Genomic DNA, 15,405 nt, shown 5'->3' on the forward strand with positions numbered 1-15,405 from the left:
GCGCGGGCCCCTAGCATCTGATCTTCGCCATCTCCGGGTCGTACAGCGGCTCGGCGGCGACCTGCGCGGGCACCCGCCGCCCGAAGTACGCCACGGTCACGCTCGTGCCGGGTACGGCGAGCTCGGCGGGCAGCCAGGCGTAGGCGATCGGGCGGCCGATCGTGTGCCCGAAGGCCGCGCTGGTGACGTACCCGGCCGCACCCTCGTGGCCGTCGGCGTACACCGGCTCGCGGCCCATCACCACCCGCTTGGTGAGCAGCGGCACGAGGCGGCGGCGCACCGTCTCGGCGGTCACGCCCTCCAGGGCCGCGCGGCCGACGAAGTCCTTGTCCCGGCGCACCGCGAAGCCCAACCCGGCCTCGTACGGGTTGTGCTCGGTCGTCACGTCCACGCCGTACCGCCGGTAGCCCTTCTCGATGCGCAGGCTCTCGAACGCGGCCCGGCCCGCGGCGGCCACGCCGAGGTGCTCGCCCGCCCGCCACAGCACGTCCCACAGCTTCAGCCCCAGGTCGGCGGTGGTGTACAGCTCCCAGCCGAGCTCGCCGACGTACGACACGCGCAGCGCGGTCACCGGCACCTGGGCGACATACCCGGTCCGGGCGGCGAAGTACGGGAAGGCGTCGTTCGACAGGTCGAGGTCGGTGAGCGGCTGCAGCAGGTCGCGGGCGAGCGGGCCCCACACGCCGACGCAGCAGGTGCCCGCGGTGACGTCGCGCACCTGCACCGGCTCGGGCCAGTCGCGGGCGTGCCGGGCGAGCCACTCCAGGTCGGGGTTGCCGTTCGCGCCGACCTGGAAGCGGTCCTCGCCGAGCCGGGCCACGGTGAGGTCGGAGCGCACCCCGCCGCCGGGGTCGAGCAGGAGGGTGTACGTCACCCGGCCGGGCGGGCGGTCGACGTCGTTGGTGGACAGGTGCTGGAGCAGGCCGAGCGCGCCGGGGCCGGTGACCTCGATGCGCTTGAGCGGGGTCATGTCGTGGAGGGCGACGCGCTCGCGGGTGGCGATCGCCTCGGCGGCGGCGATCGGTGACCAGTACCGCGAGGCCCACTCGTCGCGCAGGTTCCGGCCGACGTACCGGTCCTCGCCGGACGGCCCGGCCTCCTCGCGGCCGCGCCGTACCAGGGCGTCGAGGGCGGCGGCGTTCGCCGCGAACCAGTGCGGGCGCTCCCAGCCGCCGCCTTCGAGGAAGAAGGCGCCCAGCTCCCGCTGGCGCAGGTAGAAGGGGGCGGTGCGCAGCGGGCGGGGCGACTCCATCGGCTGGAGCGGGTGCACGACGTCGTACACCTCGACGAAGTTCTGGCGGCCGCGCTCCTCGATGTAGGCGGGCGAGAGCTGGACCGGCTCGAACCGGGCGAGCTCGCACTCGTGCAGGTCGACGGCCGAGTGGCCGTCGACGAGGAGCTCGGCGACGGCGCGGGCGACCCCGGCCGAGTGGGTGACCCAGACCGCCTCAGCAAGCCAGAAGCCGGAGAGGTCCGGGGCCTCGCCGATCAGCGGGAAGCCGTCCGGGGTGAAGGAGAAGATCCCGTTGAAGCCCTCCTCCACCTTGGTCTCGGCGAGCGCGGGCATGAGCTCGACCGCGTCGCGCCAGGACGGCTCGAAGTCCTCGGGGGTGAACGCCTGCATCGACGGCATGACGGTCGCCTTGGCGTCGATCTCGTCCTGGCGGACCGGCATCGGGCGGTGCGCGTACGAGCCGATGCCGACGCGGTCGGCGTACTGGCGGAAGTAGAGGTCGCGGTCCTGGTGGCGGAGGATCGGGCGGACCGCCTGGACCTCCTCGTCGCAGTCGCCGGCGAGCGCCGGGACGGGGCCGGTCCTGACGTACTGGTGGGCGAGCGGCAGCAGCGGCACGGTGACCCCGGCGAGCGCGCCGATCGCCGGCCCCCAGAACCCGGCCGCGCACACCACGACGTCCGCGGGGAACGTCTCGGTCGTGCCGTCGCCGGTGGCCGCGCGCACCCCGGTGACCCGGCCGCCGCGCTGCTCGATGCCGGTGACGCGGTGGCGGGCGAGGAACCGGGCGCCGCGGTCGATGGCGCGGCGGGCCTGGGCCTCGGCGCAGCGCAGCGCCCAGGCGAGGCCGTCGGTCGGGGTGTGCAGGCCGCCGAGGATCCTCGACGGGTCGAGCAGCGGCCACAGCTCGGCGCAGCGTTCCGGGCCGACCAGCTCGGCGGGCACGCCCCACGCCTCGGCCCAGCCGTGCTTGCGGTGCAGGTCCTGCCAGCGTTCCGGGGTGGTCGCCACCTCCAGGCCGCCCACCTGGTTGAAGCAGGGCCGGCCGTCGAGGGTGAGGCCGAGGTACTTGTGCACCGTGTACTCGGCGAACGCGGTCATCGTCTTCGACGGGTTGGTCTGGAACACCAGGCCGGGCGCGTGCGAGCTGGAACCCCCGGTGGCGAACAGCGGGCCCTGCTCGAGCACGGTGACGTCGGTCCATCCACGGGCGGTGAGCTCGTCGGCGAGGGCGCATCCCACGATGCCGGCCCCGATGATCACCACTCGAGCGCGGACCGTCATGCATCCTCCGGGCACCGCCAGGTCGCCCTGGGCAGGGCGACATTCCGGAATACAAAACGACATTAAGGCCTGGTCCTGAATCGAACAACGGTCCGTTTGAACATTTCCGCCCGCCGTCCGGCGCGCGGTACGGCGGGGCCGGCGCGGGCGTGGCGCGGTGCGCGGCGCGGCGGCCGGGCGGCGGCTAGGTCGCTCGGCGTGCCATGTTTCGTGGGCTTATGTCGCATTTCTCCTGGCCAGGCCACACGGGTGGCGGGTCGCTTTCGCGACGGAAGCCGGGACGGCCGCCCGGAGGTGCGGGCGGCACGCGGCGAACGTAAAAGGCCGCGGGCGCGAGAGGTGAGGCCCCTTCTTTTCCTGGGCATATGACGGCACGCGAGGCGAAATGCCCCGGCGGACGGTGGGCAGGTGCGACAATCGTCGCCTGCTGGCCGTACCGGTGAGGACCCGGCCACGGCCGACTTAGTGGAACGGCACGTGAGGAGACGGACGAACCGTGACCATCCCCCGGCCACCGGGTGCCCGGCAGCCCGACCGGATGCCGCCCGCCACGCGGCCCGCGCCGCTGTGGGCGCGGGCGGTGAGCGAGATCCTCTCCCCCGCGCACCTGGTGATGGCGCTGCCGCTCGCCATCGGGTGGCACGCCACCTGGCCGGAGTTCTCCGGCGCGCTGTGGGGACTGGTCGCGTCGCTGTTCTGCGGGGCCGTGCCGTACGCGGTGATCCTCGCCGGGGTGCGCGCGGGGCGGCTCACCGACAAGCACATCGCGCGGCGCGACCAGCGGGTTCGGCCGCTCGTGCTCGCGCTCGGCTCGGTGGTGGCCGGGCTCGGCGCGCTGCTGCTGCTCGGGGCGATCCCGGCCGTGGTGGTGCTGGTGCTCGGCATGCTGGTGGCGCTCGCCGTGATCGTGCCGATCACCGCGTTCTGGAAGATCAGCCTGCACGCGGCCGTGGCGGCCGGGACGGCCATCGTGCTCACCTTCACCTTCGGCGGCCTCGCCGCCGCGCTCGCCTGGCCGCTCACCGTCCTCGTGGCCGCGGCCCGCGTCGCGCTGGGCGCGCACACCGTCGCGCAGGTGATCGCCGGGGGCCTGGTCGGCTCCCTCGTCCCGCTCGGGGTCTATCTCCTCGCCCTGTGAGCCCGCGGCTCGCCCCGCCGCCCAGGTCGCGGGCGTACCCAGCGACCTTCGAATTCGGGCTGACTGAAAGTCATGTTTTCGGCCGAGCCCATATCGGCCGCGGCGAAATCGAGACGTTACCACTCGTTTATCAAGTCGTACATTTTGTATCGGTGACATACTGTGGGGCATAACCGTTCAATTTCGTGAACGGTGAAGGCTGTCGACGGGGACAGAACGCCAAGAGTTACGTGACGATGAGCGGGCCGGGGGGCGGAAAGCGCCACAAAAATGCGCGGCGTATCGTCCTGCCCCTGATCGGCGGTGTGACGCTGTTCGTCATCGAGATTTTCGCCCCGCTGCTCATCGACAGCGGCGACGCGGCCCCGTTCCTCTCCCTCGTGGGCCTGCTCGTCGTGCTGGTCGCGGTCGCGGAGCTGCTCCGGCTGCAGCCGGAGGCGATCGAGCCGCTGGCGTCGCTCCTGTCCGCCGTGGCCCGGCGGCTGCGCCTGCGCACCCGGCCGCGGCGGGCCCCCAGGCAGGCCAGGCGGTGGATCCCGGCCGCGGCCGTGCTGCGCCGCCTGCGCGTCCTCGTCGCCCACGTGGTGGTCATCGCCGGGTTCGCCGCGTCCGCCTGGCTCGCCACCACCTGGGTGACCACCCGGGTGGCGCCGGGCTGGGGCGAGCCGTGCGGCCGCCCGCTCGAGCTGCGCGTGCTCACCTCCGCCGAGAACCGCGACATCATCCGGCGGCTCGCCGACGAGTTCGCGGTCTCGCCGGAGAACAACCGGGGCTGCCGGCTCGCGCACATCACCCTCTCCACGCAGTCCTCCGCCGAGGTGGTACGGCAGGCGTTCCTGCGCGAGTGGTCCGGCCCGTCGAGCGTGGGCACCGACTCCCCCGTCGCCACGCTGCTCGGCGCCCGCCCCGACGTGTGGCTCCCCGCATCCACGGCCGAGGTGGAGCACGTGCTCGCGCTGCGGCCCAGGGACGCCGAGCTGGAGGTGATGGGCTCGCTCGCCTACACGCCGATGGTGTTCGCCGCGCCGAAGCGGTACCGGCAGCGCATCGAGAGCCAGCTGCCGCAGGCGGGCTCGCCGTCCTGGCGCGACCTCATCGACGCGGCGGTCCGGTCCGGCCTCACCGTGGCCCGGCCCGACCCCGGCCTCTCCGTCGCCGGGCTGCTCGCCACGGTCGACCTCTACCGGGGGATCCCGCGCGGGAACACCCAGGCGCTGCGCGACCTGGAACGGCGGATCACCTCGCTCGGCACCCCGGTGAGCGGCCTGCGCGACCTGCTGTGCACGATCCGCACCTCCGGCGCCTCGACCACCGCCGTGATCGTCACCGAGCAGGCGTGGCTCGACTACGAGCGGGGCGAGCCGCTCGGCGACGGCTGCCCGCGGCCCGGCGGCCGTCCCCCGGTCTCCTACCACGCCTTCCACCCGGCGGACGCGCACGGGGCCGACCACCCCTTCGTCCGCGTCACCTGGGGGAAGGAGGCGGACCCGCGGCGCGACGAGGCGATCGACCGGTGGCGGCGGTGGCTGGCGGAGCGGCTCGCCTCGGCGGGTGGCTACCGCAGCACCGCCGGGCAGGCCGTGGGCGACCTGCCGCCGATCATCGAGCCCGAGGTCCCGGTGCGCCGGTTCCGCGGCCAGGAGCTCGCCCGCACGCTCGAGGAGTTCCCCAGCGCGCGGCAGGCCGTCACCCTCGCGTTCATCGTCGACCGCTCCGGATCGATGAACAAGCCGACCGCGGAGAACGTCTCCCGGCTCGACCGGGCCCGCGAGCTCATCGACGCCTCGCTGCGGCTGCTCGGCGCCGCCGACTCGGCGGGCGTGGCGGCGTTCCCCGCCGAGGGCGAGCCCGGCGGCCCGCGCCTCCACCAGATCCAGCCGGTCGTGCCGTTCAGCGGGGAGAACCGGGAGGAGGCGGCCAAGCGGCTCGCCGCCTTCGACGGCCGGGGCTCGGGCCACATGCCGCTGTACGACGCGATCGAGGAGGCGGCGCGCGGGCTGCGCGGCCGGGGCGTCAACCAGGCCGTGGTCGTGTTCACCGACGGCGAGCGGAGCACCCGCGGCGGCATCGACGCCGCCGAGCTCGCCCGGCGCCTCGCCGCGTCCGCCGACCGGCCGCGCGTGTTCGTGGTCGCGATCGGCGAACGCGAATGCGACGAGCCGGACATCACCCGGCTGGAGGAGCACGACGTCATGTCCCGCTGCTACGCGGCGAGCGAATCCACCACCGACCAGCTCATCGGCTGGCTCTTCGCCGACCTGCGCGCCGAGGGTGAGGCCCGATGAGCGCCGGGGGCCGCCGCCGGTTGCGCTGGCTGGCCGCGCTCGCCACGGCCGGCGCGCTCGCCGGCACGGTGTCCGCGCTCGTGCCGTACCACCAGCGGTACGGCCACGCCTGCGAGCGCGACCCGGCGGACAACCGGATCGTGATGCTCAGCGGCGAGGACATCAATCCCGGGCGGCACCGGCACGAGCTGATCAAGGAGTGGGAGCGGCGCAACCCCGGCGGGCCGTCGGTCACGCTGATCGAGATCTCGGGCGGGTCGAACAGCGAGTACGGCGAGGCCCTCGCCTCGCAGCAGCTCGGGAGCTGCCGGTACGACATCCTCCTGCTCGACGTGGTGTGGATGCGCACGTTCATCGACGGCGGCTACCTCGAGCCGTTCCCGGACGGCGAGTTCCGGCCGGACAACTTCCTGCCCGGGCCGTGGTGGACCGGCACCGGCTCCGACGGCCGGCAGTACGGCATCCCGTTCAAGAGCGACGTCGGGCTGCTGTTCTACCGCAGGGACCTGATGCCCGAGCCGCCGCGGAACTGGGACGAGCTGCGCGACCGCACGATCGAGAACCTGCTGCCGAGCGCGAAGACCAAGGTCACGGCGGGCATGGTGACCCAGCTCGCCGACTACGAGGGCCTGACCGTCAACGGCATGGAGGCGATCTGGGCCGCGGGCGGCACGCTGCGGGTGGAGGGCCGGAAGGTGGTGCTCGACGACGCCGCGGTCGCCGGGCTGCAGCGGCTCGTCGACGAGACCACCCGGACGGTGATCCACCCGGCGTCCACCGAGTACCAGGAGACCGAGAGCCTGAAGGCGTTCATGCAGAGCCGCGTCCTCACCATGCGGAACTGGCCGTACGCCTACGCGGTGCTCAAGGCCGACCCGGTGCTGCGGGACAAGGTCGGGGTCACCGAGCTGTTCGCGCCTCCCGGCGGGTCCGGCGGCGCGGCCGTGCTGGGCGGGCAGAACCTGGTGATCCCCAGGAACGCGCTGCACAAGGAGGAGGCACGGGAGTTCGTGCGGTTCCTCACCGATCCGCGGCGGCAGTGCCTGCTGTTCACCCGCAGTGGGTACGTGCCGGTGCGGACCGAGGTGTACGACCGGAACAACACCTCGGCCACGGCGTGCACCGAGCTGTGGGGCGAGCCGGGCGAGCGGGCGGAGGACGGCGTGGAGAAGGCCGACACGGCCGACGCCAGGGATCTGCGCGAGCTCGCCGGTGTGCTCGACCGGGCGCTGCGGAACGCCCGGCCGCGCCCTGCCGTACCCGACTATCCGGCGTTCAGCCGCGCGTTCCACCGCTACCTGCACAACGCGATCGTGGGCAGCGAGACGGTGTCGAAGCAGGAGCTTGAGCGCCTGCTCACCGCGTGCGCGGGCTGGACCCCGCCCCGCGGCCAGTGCCCGTGACGCCGCGGGTTCCGGTACGGCGGGACGTCGGCCCGAAATGGCGGAAATTTCTGCCCGAAAAGCGCGGTGGTTTCTGTGGAGGATTTCTCATATGGTGCGGCCGTATGCCGGGTGGTGATTCGTCGGCGGACCTGAACCGGCGGGCGGGGATAATTCGTTTGCCAGGCGAGCGGTAAATCCGTGGCGGGAAGGGACGGCATGGCCGAGCGAATGGTGCCCAACCCTCGGCATGTGGAGCTGAAGGCGCTGCTGGCCGAGGTGGCGGAGCGGGCGCGCGAGGCCCGCGACGCCTACCGGCCCGCCGCGGAGGCGATGGGATCGGGCAAGGTGTGGACCGGGCCCACCGCCCGGCGGTGGCGGGACGAGCTGGAGGACCGGCACCGCCGGCTGGCGGCCGCGACCCGGCAGGTGACGGCCGCGATCGAGGCGGAGCTGCGGCGCCACCCCGAGCTCGTCACCGAGAGCGAGGCGGACGCCATCCGGAGGCAGCGCAGCGGCAGGCTGTGACGTGCGGTACGGCCGGGCCGTCGCCTCGCCCGCGCGGGAAGCGGTGCCCGGCGCCGACCTGTCCGGGAGGGACGCTCCATGGGAGCCACGAGTGAGTTCTGCGGCATCGACCCCGACGAGATGGGCCGCCTCGCCGGGGTGCTCGCCACGGGCTCGGACCGGCTGGCGGCGTTCCACCAGGAGGTCGGCCGCAGGCTGCGCGAGCACGGCATCCACGTCCCCGCGCTCCGGGAGATCGCCGACATCGCCGGGTGGGGCCGCGGACAGGTGCCGATGCTCCGGGAGCGGGCGCGGCTCATCCGGGCGCTGAACGCCGACCCCGGCCTGGGGACGAGCGCGGCTCCGGGCATGCTGCGGCTGCCGGACCGGCTGGCGGACTACGAGCGCGCGCAGAGCCTCGCCCGCATGTACGGGCAGGACATCTTCGTCAACTTCAGCGGCGAGTTCCAGGGCAAACTCATCCACGCCCACATCAAGGAGATCGAACGCCTCGCGGAGAACCCGCACGCGGCCGCCGCCTTCTTCGCGCTGCTCCCGCCGAAGATCCGCGACAACCTGCCCACGCTGATCGCGAGCACCGGCAGCCCGACCGCGAAGGAGGACGTCGCGGCCTTCGGCAAGGCCCTCGGCGCGGCCCTGCGGGCGCCGGTCCTGGTGCCCGCGTTCGGCAAGGTCAGGAGCGACCTGCTGCGCCCGGCCCCGAACCGGCCCGTCGCGTGGAACCGGCTCGCCCTGCTCCGGCACGCCGACGCGCCCTCGGACGTGCGCAGCGCGGCGGCCCGTGCGCTGGTGCTCGACGACTTCGTGCGCACGCCGTACCAGGAGTGGCGTGCGGCCGGGACCGGCGAGGCGAAGGCGCTCGGCCTGCCCGCCGACCTCGTCAGCCTCGGCCTCGAGGTCCTCGCCGGGGACGGCGCTGCGGCCCGGGACGCCTTCTCCCGGGTGGGCGGGGACGACGTCAGGCTCACCCAGGTCGACAAGATGCGGCGGTTCCTCGCCTACGCACGGTGGAGCGGCCACGGGGACGACATCGCCGACGCCTTCGGCCGCGTGATCGAGGCCGGCGCCGAGGTGCACACCGAAAAGCCCGGCAGGCACAGCCCACCCGCCGCCGCCTTCGCCCTGGACGCCATCAAGGCCGCAGGCTCCTTCGGCGACGCCATCCCCGAACGCGCCCGCGACTCCATGGCCACCCTCGCCAAGTCCTACATCCACGAACTGGCCTCAGGCGCCCGCTTCGATAAGGCCATTGACCGGACCTCCGGCATGAGCGTCCCAGACGACTGGACGCACATCCCGGGGGTAACTCCCTCCTTCTACCTGAGTCCCGGCGACACCTACCGCTTCTTACAGACCTTCGTGGGCGACAACGGCCTCGCCGACGACTTCGACATCGCGGCCGGGCGATTCCGGAACGAGATTTTGATCACCACGGCCAAGTCGGATGCCCGACGCGGCACACATCATTTCGAGGATGCGGCCGCGATGCTCGGCGACCTGGCAGGCCTACAGTTCAAGGCCACGCTGGACGTACGAGGAGAGCAGGACGCGACCGGTGATCTGGTCCGTGATCTCACGAAGAACTCGGTATCTCTCGGCATTGACCAGATTCCGGTCGCGGGAGCTCTCAAGGCCGCTTGGGATGTGACGAAGGCCTACATCGTCAGCAGTGGTCTGGATGCTTGGGGCGAGAGCTTCAAAACTCACGTGGAGCGGGTGACCGGCGCACGAGCGGACTTCGTCAAACGACAGAAATACGATCTGGCCCAGATCCTGCACCGCGCTGGGTTTCCATCAAGCGAGCCTCCGCCTGAACTCATCAGCAAGACCACCGGAGAACTCAAGACCTACGATGAACTCCTTCAGGAGGCCAAGCGCGAGGCCAAGGACGGCGGCCGACCGTGGGAACAGGTATTGAAGGAGAAACTCACGCCCTACGAACGGTGGCTGGACGGTAACCACGAGCTCGACAAGAAGAGCGAGTACTCCTCGCGGATGCAGTCCAGTGAGTATGCGAAGGAACAGATCGGAATCTGGGATTAAGCGGCGGCTATCCCGAGAGACAGGCAGTCATTATTTGCAGCCTCCATGTCGGTTTTTCTGGTGAGACGTAGGCGCTCACTTGGAGGCCCGCATCCTTCTTCTCCCCCTGAATGAAGCGTCCTTCCTGCGCGTCCTGCTGCCCAGGATCCAAGGCCAGCTCATATCCAAAATCCTGGGCGAGAACGTTCTCCATGAGACGCTGGGCGCGATCCAGATGGGAATCCACCGCGTCATCATCGCGATCCTCGTTCGCGGTGGCTCTCATCACACGCCGGAACCCTCCCTCTCCGCAGGGTATGTCCTTGTCGCCTCGTTGCAGGATACGCAGCTCGAGCAGCGGATTCTTGAAGAACTCGTGTGACTCCAGACGCTGCACATCCTTCTGCAGCTCTGCCGCCGCATCCTCAAACGACGGCTCGCCGGAGGAACAGCTCACCGCCAATGCCAGCGGCAAAAGGATAGCCAGCGATCGGACGGCGCGCACTCCCACCTCCGAACGTGATCGCCTGAACGGTCTCACCAATCTTTGCTCACCGAGCTCACCCGCCGCCACGTTATCGAATGGTGCCGACAGGTCAGGCATGACAGGAGAGGGCACCCGATATCGGACACGCCGATATAGAAAAAATGGGTCACGAATATACGTACCGACCTCACAGGCGCAGCCCGAACGGGGCTCGGGCGCCCTGGACACGACAGAGGGCCACCCTCGACATGACCGGAGCCGCGTCCCGTCATTCACCTTGGGGCACCGGATTCTCACTCGCCTCCCAATAGAGAAAAGAGGACATTGATCGCAAATCATGACATAATTGTCATAGCTTTTCGTCCATCCCGTGAGGAGCAGGTGCTGGATGATCGGCGCGGGCAACGGGCGCCGTCGTTGGCGAACGAGGCGAGCACGACTGCGGCACCGCCGTCCGATCAGGACTGGAGCAGATGTGATCTCAAGGTGGGCGTGGGCAGGCCGAGTCGTCGCATGGCTGGGGCTTGCCGGGCACCTGTGCACCCTGCCCTACTACCTGGCCAGCGGCCTCGTGGCGCCCCTGTGGGCGATCATCGTGCTGCTGCTCGCGTGGCTCGGTCTGCTGGCGCTCGCCGTGCTCGCCGTACGCGCCCGGTCGGCCTGGGGGCTGGCCGTTCCCATCGTTGCCGTCGCCCTGTGGTGGTGCGCCATCACGGCCGGAGAGGTCTTCCTGGGCTGGCAGGCCTGACGTCGCTCCAGGCAGCCGGATGAGACCGCCCAGGCGGGCGAACCTCAAGGCCGGCGGGCAGAAGGGCGAGCGTGCACGCCGCCGTCGAACAGGCAAGGGCTCGGCAACGCAGGGAGGTTCCGGCGGCGGTGTGCGCCGCCGCCGGGGATCCGCGCGGCCATACGGCAATGCCTGCCGGAGCCCTCGCCGCCCCGGCAGGCCGGCCGCAGAAGGTCACAGGCCCTCGGCCAGGGCGTCCCAGAAGGCGATCTCGTAGCGGTACAGGGCGCGGGCCATGCGGAGGGCCATCGCCGAGTCCTCGCCCGCGTCGAGGCCGGCCTGGATCACGGTGGTTGCCTGTTCCTCGAAGCCGGGCGGCATCTTGCTGAAGAAGTGGAAGAAGGCCACGGCGTTCTCGGCGAGGTCGTAGCGGGAGGCGAGGGCGCCGGCGGTGCGGGCACAGTAGGCGCCCCAGACGCCGAAGTTCGTGAGCATGGCCAGTGTGATGCCGCTCAGCGTGCCGTTGATCGCGCTCCACGCGAGGTACGCCGGATAGGTCTGGGCCAACGGGTCCGGCTCGTAGCGCCGCAGGAACGCCTCGTCGGCACCGACCGCGTCGGCGAAGGTGACGAGCAGCCGCTGGGCCTGGATCTCGCCGCCGCTGAGGGACAGGAACATCTCGCCCGCGGGCGCCTCGGGGAAGCGGGCCGCGAGCGCGGCGAAGCTGCGCTGGTCGCTGCGCAGGATCCAGTACTGCTCACCGGCGAACGCCCGCAGCCGGTCGTTCGGCACCCGCCCCTCCTCGAGCAGGTCGAGGAACGTGTTCGGCCCGACGACGATCTCCTTGGCGGCGGCCGCGATCAGCTCCTTGGCCGTGGGCTTGCCCATCACTCTTCCTCCGTCCTGTCGCCCGACCTCTACATGATCAATGACTATCCATGACCGATGTTGTCAAATCATGGAAATTGGTGGGCCTTCTCACCGTCGGAGCACGGCCGGCCGGACCGGGCATCCCGGTGCGGCGACCGGCGGACGCCCTTGCTAGCGTGCCTGCGTGATCGCGCCGTCACACGGCGGCGGGAACCCGGGTGTGGCACCGCGCGTTCGCTGAGTGAGGTCAACGCGAGGAGAGGCCGTGTTTCGCAAGCTGCTGGCCGCGTTCGGCGCGGGGGTCGAGGTCGATACCGTGCTGCACAACCCCCAGGTACGACCGGGCGAGACCCTCCACGGTGAGGTGCGGTTCCGTGGCGGTTCCTCCGATCACCGGGTGGACGCGATCACCATCGACTTCACCGCGGTGGTCGAGGTCGAGCTCGGCGACCACGAGAGCCGCCACACCTTCAGCTTTCTGCGCGCCCAGGTGGCCGGGCCGTTCGAGCTGAGGGCGGGCCAGGCCCACGCCCTGCCGTTCGCGATCCCGGTGCCGTGGGAGACGCCGCTGAGCGCGATCGCCGGTCATCCGCTGCCCGGCATGCGGCTCGGCGTGGCGACCGAGCTGGCGCTCGCGGGCGCGCTCGACAAGGGCGACCTCGACCCGCTCTTCGTCAACCCGCTGCCCGAGCAGGAGTACGTGCTCGCCGCACTGGACCGCATGGGCTTCCGGTTCAAGGGCGCCGACCTGGAGGCGGGCACGCTGCGCGGCTCGACGATGCCCTTCTACCAGGAGATCGAGTACCACGCGGGCCCGGAGTGGCGGCGCCACTTCAACGAGCTCGAGCTCACCTTCATCGCCGGGCCGTCCTCGATGGACGTGCTGCTCGAGGCGGACACCCGCGGCGGCTTCCTCACCTCGAGCCGCGACGTGTACAACCGGTTCCGCGTGCGGTACGGCGAGCACCCCGGCGCCGTGGAGCAGGCGCTGCGCGAGGGCCTGCGCGCCATGGCCCGCCGCCGCGGCTGGTTCTGACCGCCACCCCGAGCGGTACGGCCGGCCGGAAGCGGGGCCGCGGGGCTCAGTCGACGAGCTCCTCGGCGAGCAGGTCCATCAGCAGGCCGTCGTGCCAGGTGCCGTCGGGGCCGCGCTCGTAGCGGCGCATGATGCCGACCGGGCGGAAGCCGACCTTGGTGTAGCAGCGGATCGCGGCGTGGTTGTCCGCGGCCGGGTCGATGGCGAGCCGGTGGTGGCCGCGGTCGTGGATGAGGTGGCGGGCGAGGGTGCGGACCGCGTCGGTGCCGAGGCCGCGCCCGTGCACCGCCGGGTCGAGGTAGATGTCGATGCCCGCGTGCCGGTAGGTCGGCTCGGTCTGCTCCCACCACTGGATCGCGCCGACCACCCGGCCCGCGTACTCGATCACCAGCGTCTCCGTGCCCGGGTCGGAGATCTCGTCGGCGACCTGGGCCGCCATGTCGCTCGCCGTACCCCAGCGCGCGGCCACCTCGGGGGTGGCCCGGATGCGCACGAGTTCCGGCAGGTCACCTGGCTCGGTCGGGCGCAGGGTCACGAGCGCGCCGCGCAGAGGCTCCGCCATGTCCCGACCGTACCGCCGCCGTGCCCGCCCTGTCGCGGGTGATGACCGTGGCCGCCCGGCCCGGAGCCCGGGCGGCCACGGACGCGCTCACCCGTCGTCCCTCTTCTTGCTCGGATCGTGCCGGTAGAACTCGACGTACTCCGGCGGCAGCGGGGTGTTGCCGAGGATGAGGTCGGCGGCCTTCTCCGCGATCATCATCGTGGGCGCGTAGATGTTGCCGTTGGTGATGTACGGTATCGCCGACGCGTCCACCACCCGCAGTCCTTCCACGCCGTGCACCTTCATCGACCTCGGGTCGAGCACGGACATGTCGTCCACGCCCATGCGGCAGGTGCACGAGGGGTGGAGGGCGGTCTCCGCGTCCCGGGCCACCCAGTCGAGGATCTCCTCGTCGGTCTCCACCTCCGGCCCGGGGGACAGCTCACCGCCGTCGAGCTCGGCGAACGCGGGTTGGCTCATGATGTGGCGGGTGTGCCGGATCGCCTCCACCCACTCCCGCCGGTCCTGCTCGGTGGACAGGTAGTTGAACCGCAGCGCGGGCTTCACCCGCGGATCGGCCGACCTGATCTTCACCCAGCCGCGCGCGTCGGAGTACATCGGCCCGACGTGCACCTGGTAGCCGTGGCCCTCGGCGGGCCGGGTGCCGTCGTAGCGCACGGCGATCGGCAGGAAGTGGAACATGATGTTCGGGTAGAGGACATCATCATTTGAGCGGATAAATCCCCCCGCCTCAAAGTGATTGGTCGACCCCGGCCCCGAACGGCCGAACAGCCACCGCGCGCCGACGAACGGCCGCCGCCACATCGCCAGGTGCGGCGCCATCGACACCGGCTGGGTGCACGCGTGCTGGACGTACACCTCCAGGTGGTCCTGCAGGTTCTGCCCCACCCCGGGCAGGTGCTGCACGATCGGGATGTTCAGGTCCTTCAGGTCCCGCGCGTCCCCCACCCCGGAGAGCTGGAGCAGCTGCGGGGACGCGATCGCGCCCGCGCAGAGGATCACCTCGCCCGCGCGGATCACCTCGCGGCCGCACTCCACCCCGACCGCCCGGTTCCCGTCGAACACGATCCGGCTGACGAAGGCCCGGGTGCGCACCTCGAGGTTGGGCCGGCGTTTGGCCGGATAGAGGTAGGCGCGGGCCGCGCTCCACCGCCGCCCGTGCCGGATGTTGCGGTCGAAGGTGGAGAACCCCTCCTGCCGGTACCCGTTGACGTCGTCGGTGAGCTCGTACCCGGCCTGCTGCACCGCCGCGAAGAACGCCTCGAACAGCGGCCCCCTGGCCGGACCGCGCTCGAGCACGAGCGGCCCGCCGTGCCCGCGGAACGGCGCGTCCCGCTCCGACACCGGGCCGGTGCAGTTCTCCATCTTCTTGAAGTACGGCAGGCAGTGCGCGAAGTCCCAGGTCTCCATCCCGGCGTCGGCCGCCCACTTCTGGTAGTCGAGCGGGTTGCCGCGCTGGAAGATCATGCCGTTGATGCTGCTCGACCCGCCGAGCACCTTGCCACGCGCGTGGTAGATGCGCCTGCCGTGCATGTACGGCTCGGGCTCGGTCTCGTACCGCCAGTCGTAGAACCGGCTCCCGATCGGGAACATCAGCGCGGCCGGCATGTGGATGAACACGTCCCACCGGTAGTCGGGCCGGCCCGCCTCCAGCACGAGGACCCGGACCTCCGGGTTCTCGGTCAGCCGCGCCGCCAGCGCCGATCCGGCGGATCCGGCGCCGACGATGACGAAGTCGTACATCCCGCGGCTCACCGCGGCAGCCGCCCCTTCCCGGCACCGGGAGCGGCCTCACCCCGCCTCCCCGGGGTCTCGCCCACCCGCGTCCGGTGGGCCGGCACGTCGTCGGT

The 15,405-nt window shown here is 71.5% G+C and carries 12 protein-coding genes; 7 read left to right on the top strand and 5 right to left on the bottom strand.

Translation table 11 applies throughout. The features are described 5' to 3' along the window. Positions 1-10 precede the first annotated feature (10 nt). A complete protein-coding gene (locus FHX40_RS15380) occupies positions 11-2,518 on the bottom strand; it encodes a GcvT family protein (protein WP_211350285.1) in 2,508 nt (835 codons plus the stop codon). Positions 2,519-3,014: 496 nt separating this feature from the next. Between FHX40_RS15380 and FHX40_RS15385 the strand changes: the two genes are divergently transcribed. The 5 genes from FHX40_RS15385 (at position 3,015) to FHX40_RS15405 (ending at position 9,894) form a co-directional block, all read left to right on the top strand. Next, the gene (locus FHX40_RS15385; protein ID WP_142260269.1) at positions 3,015-3,656 is read left to right on the top strand and encodes a phosphatase PAP2 family protein; all 642 of its coding nucleotides are present in this window, start codon (positions 3,015-3,017) and stop codon (positions 3,654-3,656) included. Positions 3,657-3,961: 305 nt separating this feature from the next. Continuing rightward, a complete protein-coding gene (locus FHX40_RS15390; protein ID WP_170198849.1) occupies positions 3,962-5,941 on the top strand; it encodes a vWA domain-containing protein in 1,980 nt (659 codons plus the stop codon). Continuing rightward, positions 5,938-7,344 (top strand): extracellular solute-binding protein, encoded by a 1,407-nt coding sequence (locus tag FHX40_RS15395; RefSeq protein ID WP_142260271.1) that lies wholly within the window; start codon positions 5,938-5,940, stop codon positions 7,342-7,344. Before FHX40_RS15390 ends, FHX40_RS15395 begins: the two co-directional genes overlap by 4 nt. A 198-nt stretch (positions 7,345-7,542) precedes the next feature. Next, positions 7,543-7,851, top strand: a complete 309-nt coding sequence (locus FHX40_RS15400; RefSeq protein ID WP_142260272.1) for a hypothetical protein — start codon at positions 7,543-7,545, stop codon at positions 7,849-7,851. Positions 7,852-7,971: 120 nt separating this feature from the next. After that, positions 7,972-9,894 carry a hypothetical protein gene (locus FHX40_RS15405; RefSeq protein ID WP_170198850.1) on the top strand — a complete coding sequence of 641 codons (1,923 nt, stop codon included), beginning with the start codon at positions 7,972-7,974 and terminating at the stop codon, positions 9,892-9,894. Positions 9,895-9,901: 7 nt separating this feature from the next. On the opposite strand, the gene FHX40_RS15410 is transcribed toward FHX40_RS15405, so the two are convergent. After that, positions 9,902-10,477, bottom strand: coding sequence for a hypothetical protein (locus FHX40_RS15410; protein ID WP_142260274.1), 576 nt, complete (start codon positions 10,475-10,477; stop codon positions 9,902-9,904). A 358-nt stretch (positions 10,478-10,835) separates the two neighbouring features. On the opposite strand from FHX40_RS15410, the gene FHX40_RS15415 reads away from it, so the two are divergent. Continuing rightward, on the top strand, positions 10,836-11,108 hold the full coding sequence (locus FHX40_RS15415) for a hypothetical protein (RefSeq protein ID WP_211350287.1): 273 nt from the start codon (positions 10,836-10,838) through the stop codon (positions 11,106-11,108). 213 nt (positions 11,109-11,321) lie between these two features. Here the strand turns inward: FHX40_RS15415 and FHX40_RS15420 are convergent, their stop codons facing one another. Continuing rightward, entirely contained in the window at positions 11,322-11,975 is a 654-nt protein-coding gene (locus FHX40_RS15420) for a thiaminase II/PqqC family protein (protein ID WP_142260275.1), read from the bottom strand. Positions 11,976-12,222: 247 nt separating this feature from the next. Between FHX40_RS15420 and FHX40_RS15425 the strand changes: the two genes are divergently transcribed. After that, positions 12,223-12,993, top strand: a complete 771-nt coding sequence (locus FHX40_RS15425) for a sporulation protein (RefSeq protein WP_142260276.1) — start codon at positions 12,223-12,225, stop codon at positions 12,991-12,993. Between the two features lie 46 nt (positions 12,994-13,039). On the opposite strand, the gene FHX40_RS15430 is transcribed toward FHX40_RS15425, so the two are convergent. Continuing rightward, positions 13,040-13,555, bottom strand: coding sequence for a GNAT family N-acetyltransferase (locus FHX40_RS15430; RefSeq protein ID WP_142260277.1), 516 nt, complete (start codon positions 13,553-13,555; stop codon positions 13,040-13,042). An 87-nt stretch (positions 13,556-13,642) separates the two neighbouring features. After that, positions 13,643-15,310, bottom strand: a complete 1,668-nt coding sequence (gene betA / locus FHX40_RS15435) for a choline dehydrogenase (RefSeq protein ID WP_142260278.1) — start codon at positions 15,308-15,310, stop codon at positions 13,643-13,645. Positions 15,311-15,405 lie beyond the last annotated feature (95 nt).

Source organism: Thermopolyspora flexuosa (genome assembly GCF_006716785.1).
Taxonomy (GTDB): Bacteria; Actinomycetota; Actinomycetes; order Streptosporangiales; family Streptosporangiaceae; genus Thermopolyspora; species Thermopolyspora flexuosa.

Bases quoted from the DNA above. Each gene is read 5' to 3' on its own strand.
- FHX40_RS15380 (WP_211350285.1), bottom strand. From the start codon at position 2,518: ATGACGGTCCGCGCTCGAGTGGTGATCATCGGGGCCGGCATCGTGGGA.
- FHX40_RS15395 (WP_142260271.1), top strand. From the start codon at position 5,938: ATGAGCGCCGGGGGCCGCCGCCGGTTGCGCTGGCTGGCCGCGCTCGCC.
- FHX40_RS15400 (WP_142260272.1), top strand. From the start codon at position 7,543: ATGGCCGAGCGAATGGTGCCCAACCCTCGGCATGTGGAGCTGAAGGCG.
- FHX40_RS15405 (WP_170198850.1), top strand. From the start codon at position 7,972: ATGGGCCGCCTCGCCGGGGTGCTCGCCACGGGCTCGGACCGGCTGGCG.
- FHX40_RS15410 (WP_142260274.1), bottom strand. From the start codon at position 10,477: ATGCCTGACCTGTCGGCACCATTCGATAACGTGGCGGCGGGTGAGCTC.
- FHX40_RS15420 (WP_142260275.1), bottom strand. From the start codon at position 11,975: ATGGGCAAGCCCACGGCCAAGGAGCTGATCGCGGCCGCCGCCAAGGAG.
- FHX40_RS15430 (WP_142260277.1), bottom strand. From the start codon at position 13,555: ATGGCGGAGCCTCTGCGCGGCGCGCTCGTGACCCTGCGCCCGACCGAG.